This is a genomic window from Nocardia sp. Root136 (genome assembly GCF_001427185.1).
In the GTDB taxonomy this organism is placed as follows: Bacteria; Actinomycetota; Actinomycetes; order Mycobacteriales; family Mycobacteriaceae; genus Nocardia; species Nocardia salmonicida.
The window spans coordinates 357,171-370,702 of the sequence record NZ_LMFE01000010.1 but is presented as its reverse complement, the minus strand read 5'-3'; the positions used below and the strand labels follow the sequence as shown (position 1 = coordinate 370,702).

The window sequence follows — 13,532 nt, the reverse complement described above, 5'->3', positions numbered from 1 at the left end:
TTCATCGATTACGACGGGTTCGGCACACAAAACTCATCGGCGTATCCTCGCGGTGTGTCGGACTGGTGCTGCCGATTTCGTGCTGTTTACTCGGTCCGTCAATCAGATGTTCGAGTGACGAGTGGAAGCGGAGGAGACATGGCACTGCCTACGATGACCGCCGAACAGCGCACCGAGGCGTTGGCCAAAGCGGCTGCCGTGCGCAAGGCGCGCTCGGAACTGATCGGCAAGGTGAAGGAGGGCAAGGTCACCGTCGCCGATCTGCTCAAGAAAGCCGACAGCGATGACCTGGTGAAAAAGACCAAGGTCGCTGCCGTGATCAAGGCACTGCCGGGCGTTGGTCCGGTCAAGGCCGCCAAGCTGATGGATCAGGCCGAGATTCCCGAAGATCGTCGTATCGGTGGCCTCGGTGCTCGTCAGCGCGCGGCCCTGCTCGACGCCCTCGAGGCCTGAGCCGATTAGCGATCCGACGCCCGTGGTGCTGGATGCACGGGCGTCGGGATGGTCTGTGAGTGATCTGGAATAAGTGAATTACACGCAATAGGTCAGCAGGAAGTCGTTGATCCGCAGGCGCCATCCCGGTTGCAATTCGATCGGGAGGGTGCCGACGCGAGACCAGCGTTCGCTGTCGGGGGCGGCGAAGAACGTTCCGGAGGTCGCGGGGGCCTCGCGGACGAACACCTTGCCACGGTCGGGGGCGACGAAGGCATGGACCCGCGAGACGAGCCGATCGCGCTCGATCAGGATCGGCGTCGCCGCGGAAGCGCGTACCGATTCTTCCCCCGAGGGATTGCGGCCGAGGACATAGGGCCGGTCCAAGGGGTAGCTCAGCCCTTCTTCGGTGACCAGTGCGCCACGCGAACTGCTGTGGGGCGCCGTGCCTTTGCTCAGCGCGACCGGTTCGGCGCGCTTGGCGGCTTCGAGTGGTTGGGACCAGGCGCGGGGCGCGTCGGCATTGGGGGAGTTGCGCGGGCCGGTGCTCACGGTGGCACCGTCGCCGGTGCTCGGTCGGCTGCCCGTGCTCACCGTTTCGCTGTCGGGTCGGCCCGCATCGGGCTGGAAACCCGAGGTCGCGGGCTTTTCCGGCGTCGGTGCCGGGAACCCGGCGGTGGCCGGGAGCGCGTCGCCGGCGTCGGTGGGTCGCGAGGTCGGGGCGCGAAGGGCTTGGAAGCCGGTGGCCTCGGTGGGTGCGGGCTCGTCGACGGATTCGACCCGGCGGGGCGGGGGATTGCGACGTCGGCCCAGGTTGAGCACGAAACCGTTGCCGGTGACGATGCCGGCGCGCAGGTCGGTGCGTGGATTGGCGCTGGTGGGATCGGCCAACTCAGCGCCCACCGCGATGCGTCGGACAGGTTCGCGGATGATCTCGTCGACCCAGGTGAAAGCCCGGTCGCCAGCGAGGCGGCGGTTGCCCTCCGCGCCGGAGATCTCGGCGATCACCGCGCCGCGCAACAGGATCAGCATGCCGTCGGCCGTCGGGGCGAGCACGCCGAAAGGTGGTGGGGCAGAAGCTCCGCCGAACACCACGCCCGCCAGCCGCTGTGCCAGGGCCGCACCGGGTGCGCTCGCCGCGGTGTTGTTGGCGACGGTTTCCACCGCGCCGAGTAACCGATCGGTCGACGGCGTCTCCCCGGCCAGATAGACGACGACGTCGCCGAATCTGGCGACGATCCCGGTCCCCGGCACGATGGCCACGGTGGACGAATGCGCGTGCATCAACGCCTCCTTGTCGGACTGGCCTTTACCGCCGCCTCGGCCGACCCCCGCTGTGCGTCAGACCGCGACCTAGCTCTCCGCCGCCAGCATAGATGGCCCGACGCCCGGGGATAAGGTCCGAAGGCAAATTTCGAACAGCGTTCGTGCCAAACGATGTTCGTCGGACGCGTAGGATCGGCGCATGAACGCCGCACCCGTCAGCCGCCGGGCTCGACCGGCGAAAGTGCCCTTGAGCCGCGATCTCGTCATCGAGACCGGATTGCGCATCCTCGATACCGAAGGTTCGGCCGCGCTCACCATGCGCAGGGTCGCCAAGGAACTCGACACCGGCGCCGCGTCGCTCTACGTCTACGTCGCCCATCGCGACGACCTGCTGACCGGCATGCTCGATCACGTCCTGTCCCAGGTTCGGGTGCCCACCGAGGGCGACTGGCGTGCGCGGGTGACCCAGTTGGTCGAAAACGCGATCGAGGCTCTCGGCCGCCACGACGGTCTCGCGCTCGTCACCTTCGGCCGCTTCCCGACCACCGAGCACGCCCTCGGCCTGATCGAACAGTTGCGCACCCTCCTGCGCGAAGGGGGCCTCACCCCCGCGACCGCCACCTGGGCCGTCGATCTGATCTACCGGCACATCGCGGCCGAGTCGGTGGAGCGCGCCACCCACCCCGCCGGTGACGTCCGGGCGCGCTGGGCTCTGCGCACGCTGCTCAATGGGATCGTCGCCACCCCGGTGGCCGGTGGACCTGCTCGGCTCGCGCGTGAGGACGAGATCGCGGACCTGCAGGAGATCGAGCGACGGGCGGGCGCGCCGTTCGGCGAGGTGGGCATGATCGCGATCGCTGAGGACGACCCGCCGTCGTGGGAAGTGTTGCGGGCCTTCGTCGTCGAGGGGCGCGCGTGGGTGTGGCCGGACGACGACGATCACCCGGTCGGTTACCTGGTTCTCGGTCTCGTCGACGGTCAGCCCCACATCGACCAGGTCTCCGTCGACCCGGTCCACGCGGGCGCGCGGATCGGCAAGCGACTGATCGACCACGCGGTGCGGTGGGCGAAAGACCACGACCTCCACGAGATCACGCTCACCACGTTCGCCGAAGTCCCCTGGAACGGGCCGTATTACGAACGCCTCGGCTTCGCCTACATCCCGGTGGCGGACGAGCCGCCGGGACTGCGCGCGATCCGTGCCACCGAAATAGCCCATGGCCTCGACGAATGGCCTCGCGCGTGCATGCGGGCCGAGCTCGCGACATGGAGATTCGACTGACGACGCTCTCGGCCTGACCCGCAGCGGCTCAGCGGGTGATCGCGGCGTGTCTGGCGAAAGCGGCTTCGGCCGCGGGGGCGGCGGCTTCGCGGTCGGTGGGGATCAGGCCGATGCGGGTGCGGCGGTCGAGGAGGTCGTCGATGGTGAGGGCGGCCTCATGGGTGATCGCGAAGTCGAATTCGGCTGCGGTGACATCGATTCCGGGGGCGACCGGTGCGGCGAGGGCGGGATCGGCGAGCCAGGCGGAGACGATGCGGCTCGCTTCGCTGCCGTAGCGCTCGATGAGGACCGGCGGGGCGTCGATGCGGTCGCGGGCGGCTCCGGACACCGCGCCGACAAGGGGGAACTGGGTGGTGCGGCAGGGACCGGCCGTAAGCGCTGACTGCGCCACCGCCGCGTCGACCGCGTCCTGGGCCATCTGGCGGTACGTGGTGAGCTTGCCGCCGACGACGGTGATCAGACCGTCCGGGGCGGTGAGGACCGCGTGCTCGCGGGAGATGTCGGCGGTGCTGTCGTCGGCGGTTTTGAGCAGTGGGCGCAGGCCGGCGAACTTGCCGCGGATATCGGAGCGCGTCAACGGTTCCCGCAGGGCCGTATTGATGGTGTCGAGCAGGAAGTCGATCTCGGTCTCGGTGGGCTGGGGCTCGTCGGGGATCGGGCCTGGCGCGTCCTCGTCGGTGAGGCCCAGATAGACCCGGCCGTGCGCGGCGGGCAGCGCGAAGACGAACCGGCTGATGCTGCCCGGTACCGGCACCGTCAGCGCGGCACTGAGTCCACCGAAGGCCGCGGCGTCGAAGACGAGGTGGGTGCCACGGCTCGGCCGCAGCTCGATGCTGTGGTCGACCTCGCCCGCCCACACGCCGGTGGCGTTCACGACCGCGCGCGCCCGCACGGCCAGGGTCTCGCCGGAAAGGGTGTCGCGCAGCTGGACCGAATCACCGGTGGCAGTGACGGCTTCCACGCGGGTGAGAACCGTCGCGCCTGCCGAGGCGGCGGTGCGAGCCAGGGCGACGACCAAGCGGGCATCGTCGACGAGCTGACCGTCCCACGCCTGCAAGCCTCCGCGCAGCCCGTCGCGCCGCACGGTGGGCGCCAGGCGCAGTGCCTCGGCGGCGGCCACCCGGCGCGAGCGCGGCAACGTGTCGACGGAGGTGTGCGCCGCGATCCGCAGCGCGTCGCCCGCGGCGAACCCCGCGCGGATGAGCGAGCTCTGGGCCAGCTTGATGCCGGGCAGCAGCGGAACGAGTTGGGGGAGCGGACGCACCAGATGCGGTGCGGTGGTGCGCAACAGGATGCCGCGTTCGACCGCGCTCTCGTGCGCGATCCCGACCCGTCCGCTCGCCAGATACCGCAGCCCGCCGTGCACCAGCTTCGAACTCCAGCGGCTGGTGCCGAACGCGAAGTCGTTGCGCTCCACCAGGATGGTGCGCAGACCGCGCGCGGCGGCGTCGAGGGCGACGCCGGTTCCGGTCACGCCGCCGCCGATCACCACCACGTCGACCTCGGGATTCTCGCCGAGCGCGGTGAGGTCGGTGGTGCGTCGCGCCGCGTTCAGGGTGGCGCCGGAAGAGGGGGAGTCAGCAGACATCTGGGTCCTTGTCGGGTAGCGGGAGCAGATAACCCTCGATAGCCCTGGACAATTCGGCGTCGAACTCCGCACCGGCCAGCAACGACTCCACCGTGCCCGCCGACTGCACCGCGGACTGGGTGATGAGCAGCAGCATGGTGGCCATGTGCTCGGCATCACCCGCCCGGATCGACCCGTCGCGGTGGCCGAGCTCGATCACGGTCGCGAACAGCCCGATCAGCGTGCGCTGATTGCGGCCCAACCGGCCGAACACATAGGTGAGCATCAGGTCGGTGTCGGTGCGGAAGATCTTGGCGAACACCGCGTTCGACCGAATCGCCGCCGCACCCGACACGATGCCGTGGACCAGCCGATCCCGGCCGAGGCCGGTGTCGGGCATGGTCTCGGCGACGATCGTGCGCAGTTCACGGACCAGCAGCTCGGCGATCAGCGACCCGGTGTCGGGCCAGCGCCGATAGACCGTCGGCCTGCTCACACCCGCCCGCCGCGCCACCTCGGTGAGCGTGGTCCGGCGAACGCCGAAATCGACGACGCAGGCCCGCGTGGCATCGAGAATCGCCACGTCTGTGGGCGAAAGCTGGTCAGCGTGGGTCGCGAGATCGATCATCGTGCTTCACCGCCGGTGTGTTCGGTGGCGCCGGGAACAGAAGCGCCGTGGTCGGGCTGGAATCGCCCAAGGGTATCGAGCGGACCAGCGGGGTTGCCGTCGTGAATGGCCGGTAGTGACATCCGACAGCGGTAGGGATGTCGACTCTGGGACATATCGTTGGTTACTTCTTGACACTATATGTCATTATGTAACGCATGGTCGAGACGCAACGCGAACAATCCGGGTCTGCCACCCTGGCGCCGAACATGGTGTGGGACGCCTGGGGCGTCGCCGCCGGTCATCAGGCGCTGTCAGCGCAGATCCGTGGCCTGCTCGCGCAGGTGTTCGGGATCTCGGGTGAGCCGGTCACGCGCCGTGACGAGAACGAGGTGCCGCTGATCCCCACCACGCTCACGGACGCCGATCGGGCGGGCCTGACCGGGATCGTCGGTGACGAATATCTCACTACCGACGACATCGACCGGCTCCGGCACGCCGGCGGCAAGAGCACCCCCGACCTGCTGCGCCGCCGCGCGAGCACACCGCAGGACGCCCCCGACGCCGTCGTCTTCCCCGCCGACCACCCACAGGTCCTCGCACTGCTCGGGTACTGCGCCGAACACGGCATCGCGGTCGTCCCGTTCGGTGGCGGAACCAGCGTGGTCGGCGGCGTGGATCCGGTGCGCGGACAGTTCGACACCGTGATCGCGCTCGATCTGCGCAGGCTCGACACACTCACCGCGGTCGATCCGGCCAGCGGCACCGCTACCCTCGGCGCCGGACTCACCGGGCCGCAGGCCGAGGAGTTGCTCGGCGCGCACGGGCTCTCGCTCGGGCACTTTCCGCAGAGTTTCGAATTCGCCAGCATCGGCGGGTTCGCCGCGACCAGGTCGTCGGGTCAGGCGTCGGCGGGCTACGGCCGGTTCGACGACATGGTCGAACGCCTGGTGATCGCGACCCCGCAGGGCACCCTCGACCTCGGTCGCGCCCCGGCGTCGGCGGCCGGACCCGACCTGCGCGAGTTGTTCGTCGGGTCGGAGGGCGCACTCGGCATCATCACCTCGGTCACCTTGCGGGTACACCCCGTGCCGGAAACCGTTGGCTACCAGGCCTGGTCGTTCCCCGACTTCGCCACCGGAGCCGCCGCGCTGCGCACAGTGGTGCAGGCAGGCGCCGCGCCGACGGTGATGCGCTTGTCCGACGAGGCCGAGACGGGCCTGAACCTGGCGCGTTCCGCCGATGTCGGCGGCAACCCGGTCTCGGGTTGTCTCGCCATCACCACCTTCGAGGGCAGCCGCGCCCACGTCGCCGCCCGATCGGCGGAAGCGAGTGCCTTGCTCGCGGCCTCGGGTGGCACCGCGCTCGGCGAGGCACCGGCACGGCAGTGGGAGCACGGTCGGTTCGCCGCGCCCTACATGCGTGACGCGCTGCTCGATGTCGGTGTGCTGTGCGAGACCCTCGAAACCGCCACCAGCTGGGCAAATCTGGCCAATCTCAAGGTGAAGGTCACCGGCGCGCTGATGGACGCGCTGGGTTCGCAGGGCACACCCGCGCTGGTCATGTGCCATATCTCGCACACCTATCCGACCGGGGCGTCGCTGTACTTCACCGTCGTGGCCAAACAGCTCGACGATCCGATCGCGCAGTGGCGCATCGCCAAATCCGCCGCGAGCGACGCGATGGTCGCCGCGGGCGGCACCATCACCCACCACCACGCCGTCGGCGCCGACCACCGGCCGTGGATGGGCGCCGAAATCGGCGACCTGGGAGTTCGGGTATTGCGCGCGGTGAAGCGCGAACTCGACCCCACCGGAGTGCTCAACCCTGGGAAGCTGGTGCCGTGAGCGAACAGTCGGTGCGGCGTGTGGTGGTTGTCACGAACCCGCATTCCGGGGCGGGGCGCGGCGACGGTGTCGCCGAAACGGTGCTGGCCGAACTACTGGCCGGCGGTGTCGAGGTGGTGGAGGTACGGGCGCCGAGTGCGGACGAGTCGGTGACGCAGGTCAGGAGGCTCGTCGCGGGCCAGGACCGGCCGGACGCGGTGATCTGCGTCGGTGGTGACGGTCTGATGAACGTGCTGCTGGCGGCGCTCGCGCACAGCGGGGTGCCGCTCGGACTGGTGCCCGCGGGCACCGGCAACGACCTGGCACGCGAATTCGGCATACCGACCGGAGACCCGAGGGCGGCCGTCGAGATCGTGCTGGGTGGTCGAGTTCGGACCATCGATCTGGGGCGGATCGAATCGCCGGACGCCACACCCAGTTGGTTCGCGACCGTGGTCGGCACCGGGTTCGACGCACGAGTCACCCTGCGCGCCAACAAGATGCGCTACCCCCGCGGACCCCTCCGCTACACCGCCGCCGCTGTCGTCGAACTCATGCGCGGCTACACACTGCCGTTCCGGATCGAGTTGTCCGGCCTCGCGCCCGGTGCGCTCGACAATCCACCCGACTCGCACGTGGTGATCCTCACCGACGCGGTGATGGCGCCGATCGGCAACACCCGCACCTACGGCGGCGGGATGCTGGTGTGTCCGGAAGCGCTCGCCGACGACGGCTATCTCGACATCACCGTGGTCGGTGCGGTGTCGCGGCTGGAGATGGCGCGGCTGCTGCCCGCGTTGTCGGCGGGCAAACGGATCGACCATCCCGCGACGAAGCGATATCGGGCCCGGCGGATCACGGTCGGCGCCGAGGGCGGGTACGCGACAGCCGACGGTGAGCCCGCCGGGATGCTGCCGGTGACGGTGCAGGCGATGCCGGGGGCGCTGAGCCTGCTGGTGCCCTGATCAGACCGCGTCGAAGGCGATGCGGGACACGGCGTGCAGCGTCGGGCGGTCGATGATCACCACCGATGTCGAGGACAGCGGTCGTGGGTCCGGCGCGAGGGTGGCGTCGCGGGCGCCGAGGGAATCCATCATCGTTTCCCAGCGGCGGCAGTGTCCCGTGAAGGCAACGCTGTTGACGCTTCTCCCTCGGCTGATCTGACCGGATCTGGCCTGCTCCGGGGGCACGTCGATGAGCACCATGTGCAGTTCGCGGCGGCCCTGCTCGGCCCAGCGGGCGATCAGGCGACGGCTCCAGCGGAAGGTCGCGCAGTCGTGGATGGCGACCGGTCCGTCACCGGCGCGGATCGCGGCGCGGATCGCGCGGTAGTGCGCGAGGTGGACCAGCGGGCGCCACAGGGAATACGGCGCCCAGCCCAACCGGTGGCGCAGACGATTGCGAGTGTGGTTCGAGTCGAGAACCAGGGCGCCGGACGCGGTGCGCACCGGATGTTCGGCGTCGGGGCCCACGCCGAAGAAGCGGTGTAGTGCGGTGGACTTTCCCGCGCCCGGCACGCCGGCGAAGACCAGCACGGTGGTGCCGGGGTAGCGCAGTTCTTCTACCTGGCTCGCGCGCAGGTCCACCAGCGCGATCGGGGTGATGATCTTCGGCGCCGACGGGGAAACGGGGGACGAGGAATCGAGCGGGGGCGTCACCCTCTCCAGGGTCCGGTAAAACGGACAAAACGGCAATCCGTGGTTACCTGGATATTTCGGGTTCGAGGCTTGGGGGACAAGGGTTTCCGCGTGTCGTAGTGGCGCGTCACAAGCCTTGCCGACCAGCGCGGTGCAGAAGCTGAGAATTGCATATGGATTCTGCTCGGCGGGGTTGATCGCCGGTAGGATCAGGGCTGTAGGCGGAGTCTTCGGTGTCCCTCATCCACCGAAGATTCCGTCTTTTTTTGTCCTCGGGTAGGCGGGGAAAAAGCTGGTTGCCGCTCCCCTTAGGATTGGGACGTGACCAGCGCAGCCCCTGACAACTCGCGTAATCGTGCCGATGCCCTGCCCAAGAGCTGGAACCCCAGCGAGGTAGAGGCCGACCTGTACGAGGGCTGGGTAAACGCCGGGTACTTCGCCGCCGACGCCTCCTCCGGCAAACCGCCGTACTCGATCGTGCTGCCGCCGCCGAACGTCACCGGCACCTTGCACATGGGCCACGCGCTCGACCACACGATCATGGACCTGCTCACCCGCCGCAAGCGGATGCAGGGCTACGAGGTGCTGTGGCTGCCGGGCATGGACCACGCGGGCATCGCCACGCAGACGGTGGTGGAGAAGCAACTCGCCGTCGACGGGAAGTCCAAGGAGGACTTCGGGCGTGAGCTGTTCATCGACAAGGTGTGGGACTGGAAGCGCGAATCCGGCGGGCAGATCCAGGGGCAGATGCGTCGCCTCGGTGACGGCGTCGACTGGAGCCGCGACCGCTTCACCATGGACGACGGCCTCTCGCGCGCTGTGCAGACGATCTTCAAGCGGCTCTACGACTCGGGCCTGATCTACCGCGCCGAGCGCCTGGTGAACTGGTCGCCGGTGCTGCAGACCGGCATCTCCGACCTCGAGGTGGACCACAAGGAGGTCGACGGCGAGCTGGTGAGCATGCGGTTCGGCTCGCTGAACGACGACGAACCGCACGTGATCGTGGCCACCACCCGCGTGGAGACGATGCTCGGTGACACCGCCGTCGCGGTCCACCCGGACGACGAGCGGTACAAGGCGCTCATCGGCACCACGCTCTACCACCCGATCACCGGCCGCCAGATCCCGATCGTCGCCGACGACTACGTCGACCCCGAATTCGGTTCCGGCGCAGTGAAGATCACCCCTGCCCACGACCCCAACGACTTCGAACTCGGCCTGCGCCACGGCCTGCCGATGCCGACGATCATGGACAAGACCGGCCGGATCGCCGACAGCGGAACCGAATTCGACGGCATGGACCGCTTCGAGGCTCGCGTGAAGATCCGCGAACGTCTCGAGGCCGAAGGGCGCATCGTCGGCCGCAAGTTCCCCTACAAGCACCAGGTCGGTCACTCGGAGCGCTCCGGCGAGCCGATCGAGCCGCGCCTGTCGATGCAGTGGTGGGTCAAGGTCGACACCTTGGCCAAGGCCGCCGGCGACGCCGTGCGCGAAGGCGATGTGAAGATCCACCCGGCCAGCCAGGAACCGCGGTGGTTCGACTGGGTCGACAACATGCACGACTGGTGCATCTCGCGGCAGCTGTGGTGGGGTCACCGCATCCCGATCTGGTATGGCCCCGAAGGCGAGATCGTGTGCCTCGGCCCCGGCGAGGAAGCGCCAGAGGGCTGGGTGCAGGACCCCGACGTGCTCGACACCTGGTTCTCCTCGGGTCTGTGGCCGTTCTCCACGATGGGCTGGCCCGACTCGACCCCCGAGCTGTCGAAGTTCTATCCCACCAGCGTGCTCGTCACCGGTTACGACATCCTGTTCTTCTGGGTGGCGCGGATGATGATGTTCGGCATGTACGTCAGCGACGATCCGGTGCTCACCGCCGGTAAGGGCGCCCAGAAGCAGGTGCCGTTCGAAGACGTGTTCCTGCACGGCCTGATCCGCGACCAGCACGGCAAGAAGATGTCGAAGTCGCGCGGCAACGGCATCGACCCGCTCGACTGGATCAACTCCTACGGCGCCGACGCGCTGCGCTTCACCCTGGCCCGCGGCGCCCAGCCCGGCGGCGATCTGTCCGTCGGCGACGCGCACGCGCTGGCCTCGCGCAGCTTCGTCACCAAGCTGTTCAACGCCACCAAGTTCGCGCTGATGAACGGCGCGCGCTCCGGCGAGGTGCCCCCGCGCGAGACTCTCACCGACGCCGACCGCTGGATCATCGACCGGCTCGACGCGGTGCGCGCCGAGGTCGACACCGCCTTCGACGCCTACGAATTCGGTAAGGCCTGCGAGGCGCTCTACCACTTCGCGTGGGACGAGCTGTGCGACTGGTACCTGGAGCTTTCCAAGGTGCAGTTCGCCGAGTCCGACGCGCGCGCCGAGAGCACCGCGGTGGTGCTCGGCAGTGTGCTCGACGCGGTGCTGCGCCTGCTGCACCCGGTGATCCCGTTCGTCACCGAGACGCTGTGGAAGGCGCTCACCGGCGGCGAATCGTTGGTGATCGCCCCGTGGCCGCAGGCCAGTGGCATCGCCACCGACGAAGTCGCGGCCCAGCGCGTGGCCGATACGCAGCGGCTGATCACCGAGATCCGCCGGTTCCGCGGCGATCAGGGACTGGCCGACAAGCAGAAGGTGAAGGCCACCCTCGTCGGGATCGACGAGGCCGGGCTCGGCGCGTTCGCCGACTCGGTGGCCAACCTGGCCCGTCTCACCGAACCGGGCGAGGACTTCGCCACCACCGCCGAAGTACAGGTCCGGCTGTCCACCGCGACCGTCACCGTGCAGCTCGACACCTCCGGCGCGATCGACCTCGACGCCGAGCGCCGCAGGTTGGAGAAGGACCTCGCGGCCGCCCAGAAGGATCTCGATACCACCACGGCGAAACTCGGCAACGAGGCCTTCCTGGCCAAGGCGCCGCAGCCGGTGGTCGACAAGATCACCGGGCGACGTGATGTGGCCGCGGCCGAAGTCACGCGCATCGGCGCCCGCCTGGCGGAGCTGAGCGCCAAGTGAGCGACACGGGCCCCGGCGACCTCGACCCCGAAGACGCCGACTTCGGCGGCACCGACTACAGCGCGGCCCAGCTCAGCACCGGGCCGTCACCGGTCGACCTCGCCGAGATGGCCCTGGTCGAGGCCGAACTCGACAAGCGCTGGCCCGAAACCAAGATCGAGCCGTCGCTCACCAGGATCGCCACCCTGATGGATCTGCTGGGTAACCCGCAGAACAACTATCCGGCGATCCACATCGCGGGCACCAACGGCAAGACCTCGGTGACCAGGATGATCGACGCCCTGCTCACCGCGCTGCACCGGCGCACCGGCCGGATCACCAGCCCGCACCTGCAGCTGGCGACCGAGCGGATCAGCATCGACAACGCGCCGATCTCGCCGGCCGACTACGTAGCGACCTATCACGAGCTCGCGCCCTATATCGGCATGATCGACCAGCGCTCCGCCGAATCCGACGGCCCGGCGATGAGCAAGTTCGAGGTGCTCACCGGCATGGCCTACGCCGCGTTCGCCGAGGCGCCGGTCGACGTGGCCGTCGTGGAAACCGGCATGGGCGGCACCTGGGACGCCACCAATGTGATCGACGCGCAGGTCGCGGTGATCACCCCGATCGGCCTCGATCACACCGACTACCTCGGCCCCGACCTCGAGTCGATCGCCAAGGAGAAGGCCGGGATCATCAAGCGCGCTCCCGAGGCGCTGATCCCGACCGACACCGTCGCGGTCATCGCCGAGCAGGAGCCCGAGGTGATGGACGTGCTGCTGCGCCGGGCTGTGGCCGAGGATGCCGCGGTGGCCCGCGAGGGCGCGGAGTTCCGGGTGCTGGAACGGGGCGTCGCCGTCGGCGGACAGCTGCTCACCCTGCAGGGACTCGGCGGGGTCTACGACGAGATCTTCCTGCCGCTGCACGGCGAGCACCAGGCCCGCAACGCGGCGCTGGCGCTGGCCGCGGTGGAGGCGTTCTTCGGCGCGGGCGCGGATCGCCAGCTCGATATCGAGGCCGTGCGAACCGGTTTCGCGACAGTGTCGAGCCCGGGGCGGATGGAACGGATGCGCAACGCGCCGACCATCTTCGTCGACGCCGCCCACAACCCCGCGGGTGCGCAGGCGCTGGCCGCGACGCTCACCGGCGAGTTCGACTTCCGCAAGCTCGTCGGGGTGGTCGCGGTGCTCGCCGACAAGGACGCCGCCGGGATTCTCGACGCGCTCGAACCGGTCTTCGACGAAATCGTCGTCACCAGCAACGGTTCACCGCGGGCCATGGATGTGGACGCACTCGCCGACCTGGCCGTGCAGCGCTTCGGCGACGAACGAGTGATCACCGCCGACACCCTGCCCGACGCGCTGGAGTCGGCGATCGCGCTGGCCGAGCAGGCGGGCGACGAGGGCGACGTGATCTCCGGCGCCGGCGTGGTGGTCACCGGGTCGGTCGTCACCGCGGGCGCCGCGCGCGCCCTGTTCGGAAAGGCTCCGGCATGAGTGAAGTGCCTCCTCCCGCCAACGATCCGTGGAAGGGTCTGCGCGGGGTCATGGCGGGGACGTTGATCCTCGAGGCGATCGTGGTCCTGCTGGCGCTGCCGGTGGTCGCCGATGTCGGCGGCGGTGTCACCTGGTTGTCCGGGACCTACCTCGTGGTGCTCTCGGTGCTGATGATTCTGGGCGCGGGTGTGCAGCGCAAGCCGTGGGCGATCCCGTTCAACCTGGGTCTGCAGGTGTTGCTGCTCGCGGGCGCGTTCATCCACCTGTCGATCGGCGTGATCGCGGTGGTGTTCATCGCGGTCTGGGCATTCATCCTCGTCCTGCGCTCGGACGTCCAGCGCCGCATGGACGCAGGTCTACTCCCCAGCCAGCGAATGCGTACGAAGTCCTGACGGCTGCTGGTACGCAGGTCTACTCCCCAGCCAGCGAATGCGTAC

Annotated in this window: 11 protein-coding genes; 7 read left to right on the top strand and 4 right to left on the bottom strand. The window is 69.0% G+C overall.

What is annotated here, in order from left to right:
* Window positions 1-138: 138 nt before the first annotated feature.
* On the top strand, window positions 139-453 hold the full coding sequence (gene mihF, locus ASD42_RS26640; protein WP_019045768.1) for an integration host factor, actinobacterial type: 315 nt from the start codon (window positions 139-141) through the stop codon (window positions 451-453).
* 78 nt (window positions 454-531) lie between these two features.
* On the opposite strand, the gene ASD42_RS26635 is transcribed toward mihF, so the two are convergent.
* Window positions 532-1,716 (bottom strand): FHA domain-containing protein, encoded by a 1,185-nt coding sequence (locus ASD42_RS26635; protein WP_056821513.1) that lies wholly within the window; start codon window positions 1,714-1,716, stop codon window positions 532-534.
* 181 nt (window positions 1,717-1,897) lie between these two features.
* On the opposite strand from ASD42_RS26635, the gene ASD42_RS34030 reads away from it, so the two are divergent.
* On the top strand, window positions 1,898-2,980 hold the full coding sequence (locus tag ASD42_RS34030) for a GNAT family N-acetyltransferase (RefSeq protein WP_084787322.1): 1,083 nt from the start codon (window positions 1,898-1,900) through the stop codon (window positions 2,978-2,980).
* A 28-nt stretch (window positions 2,981-3,008) separates the two neighbouring features.
* Here the strand turns inward: ASD42_RS34030 and ASD42_RS26620 are convergent, their stop codons facing one another.
* Window positions 3,009-4,568 carry a glycerol-3-phosphate dehydrogenase/oxidase gene (locus tag ASD42_RS26620; protein WP_056821511.1) on the bottom strand — a complete coding sequence of 520 codons (1,560 nt, stop codon included), beginning with the start codon at window positions 4,566-4,568 and terminating at the stop codon, window positions 3,009-3,011.
* Window positions 4,558-5,175: a TetR/AcrR family transcriptional regulator gene (locus tag ASD42_RS26615; protein ID WP_056821509.1), complete on the bottom strand. Its 618-nt coding sequence runs from the start codon at window positions 5,173-5,175 to the stop codon at window positions 4,558-4,560. The genes ASD42_RS26620 and ASD42_RS26615 overlap by 11 nt, the downstream gene beginning before the upstream one ends.
* 197 nt (window positions 5,176-5,372) lie before the next feature.
* Here ASD42_RS26615 and ASD42_RS26610 point away from each other — a divergent pair, with 197 nt between their 5' ends.
* Both ASD42_RS26610 and ASD42_RS26605 read left to right on the top strand, forming a co-directional pair.
* On the top strand, window positions 5,373-7,001 hold the full coding sequence (locus ASD42_RS26610) for an FAD-binding oxidoreductase (protein ID WP_056821507.1): 1,629 nt from the start codon (window positions 5,373-5,375) through the stop codon (window positions 6,999-7,001).
* A complete protein-coding gene (locus ASD42_RS26605; RefSeq protein WP_056821505.1) occupies window positions 6,998-7,945 on the top strand; it encodes a diacylglycerol kinase family protein in 948 nt (315 codons plus the stop codon). Before ASD42_RS26610 ends, ASD42_RS26605 begins: the two co-directional genes overlap by 4 nt.
* Here the strand turns inward: ASD42_RS26605 and ASD42_RS26600 are convergent, their stop codons facing one another.
* Entirely contained in the window at window positions 7,946-8,638 is a 693-nt protein-coding gene (locus ASD42_RS26600) for an AAA family ATPase (RefSeq protein ID WP_235569834.1), read from the bottom strand. It abuts the gene before it with no gap.
* 300 nt (window positions 8,639-8,938) lie between these two features.
* Here ASD42_RS26600 and ASD42_RS26595 point away from each other — a divergent pair, with 300 nt between their 5' ends.
* The 3 genes from ASD42_RS26595 to ASD42_RS26585 all read left to right on the top strand — a co-directional run bounded on the left by ASD42_RS26595 (window position 8,939) and on the right by ASD42_RS26585 (window position 13,487).
* Window positions 8,939-11,617: a valine--tRNA ligase gene (locus ASD42_RS26595; protein WP_056821504.1), complete on the top strand. Its 2,679-nt coding sequence runs from the start codon at window positions 8,939-8,941 to the stop codon at window positions 11,615-11,617.
* 107 nt (window positions 11,618-11,724) lie between these two features.
* Window positions 11,725-13,095, top strand: coding sequence for a bifunctional tetrahydrofolate synthase/dihydrofolate synthase (folC, locus tag ASD42_RS26590; protein ID WP_056821848.1), 1,371 nt, complete (start codon window positions 11,725-11,727; stop codon window positions 13,093-13,095).
* Window positions 13,092-13,487 (top strand): DUF4233 domain-containing protein, encoded by a 396-nt coding sequence (locus ASD42_RS26585; RefSeq protein WP_056821503.1) that lies wholly within the window; start codon window positions 13,092-13,094, stop codon window positions 13,485-13,487. The genes folC and ASD42_RS26585 overlap by 4 nt, the downstream gene beginning before the upstream one ends.
* The last annotated feature ends 45 nt before the right edge of the window (window positions 13,488-13,532 follow it).

Excerpts from the sequence above, each read along its gene's own strand:
- ASD42_RS26610 (WP_056821507.1), top strand. The coding sequence starts at position 5,373 with ATGGTCGAGACGCAACGCGAACAATCCGGGTCTGCCACCCTGGCGCCG.
- ASD42_RS26585 (WP_056821503.1), top strand. The coding sequence starts at position 13,092 with ATGAGTGAAGTGCCTCCTCCCGCCAACGATCCGTGGAAGGGTCTGCGC.
- folC (WP_056821848.1), top strand. The coding sequence starts at position 11,725 with ATGGCCCTGGTCGAGGCCGAACTCGACAAGCGCTGGCCCGAAACCAAG.
- mihF (WP_019045768.1), top strand. The coding sequence starts at position 139 with ATGGCACTGCCTACGATGACCGCCGAACAGCGCACCGAGGCGTTGGCC.
- ASD42_RS26615 (WP_056821509.1), bottom strand. The coding sequence starts at position 5,175 with ATGATCGATCTCGCGACCCACGCTGACCAGCTTTCGCCCACAGACGTG.
- ASD42_RS26635 (WP_056821513.1), bottom strand. The coding sequence starts at position 1,716 with ATGCACGCGCATTCGTCCACCGTGGCCATCGTGCCGGGGACCGGGATC.
- ASD42_RS34030 (WP_084787322.1), top strand. The coding sequence starts at position 1,898 with ATGAACGCCGCACCCGTCAGCCGCCGGGCTCGACCGGCGAAAGTGCCC.
- ASD42_RS26620 (WP_056821511.1), bottom strand. The coding sequence starts at position 4,568 with ATGTCTGCTGACTCCCCCTCTTCCGGCGCCACCCTGAACGCGGCGCGA.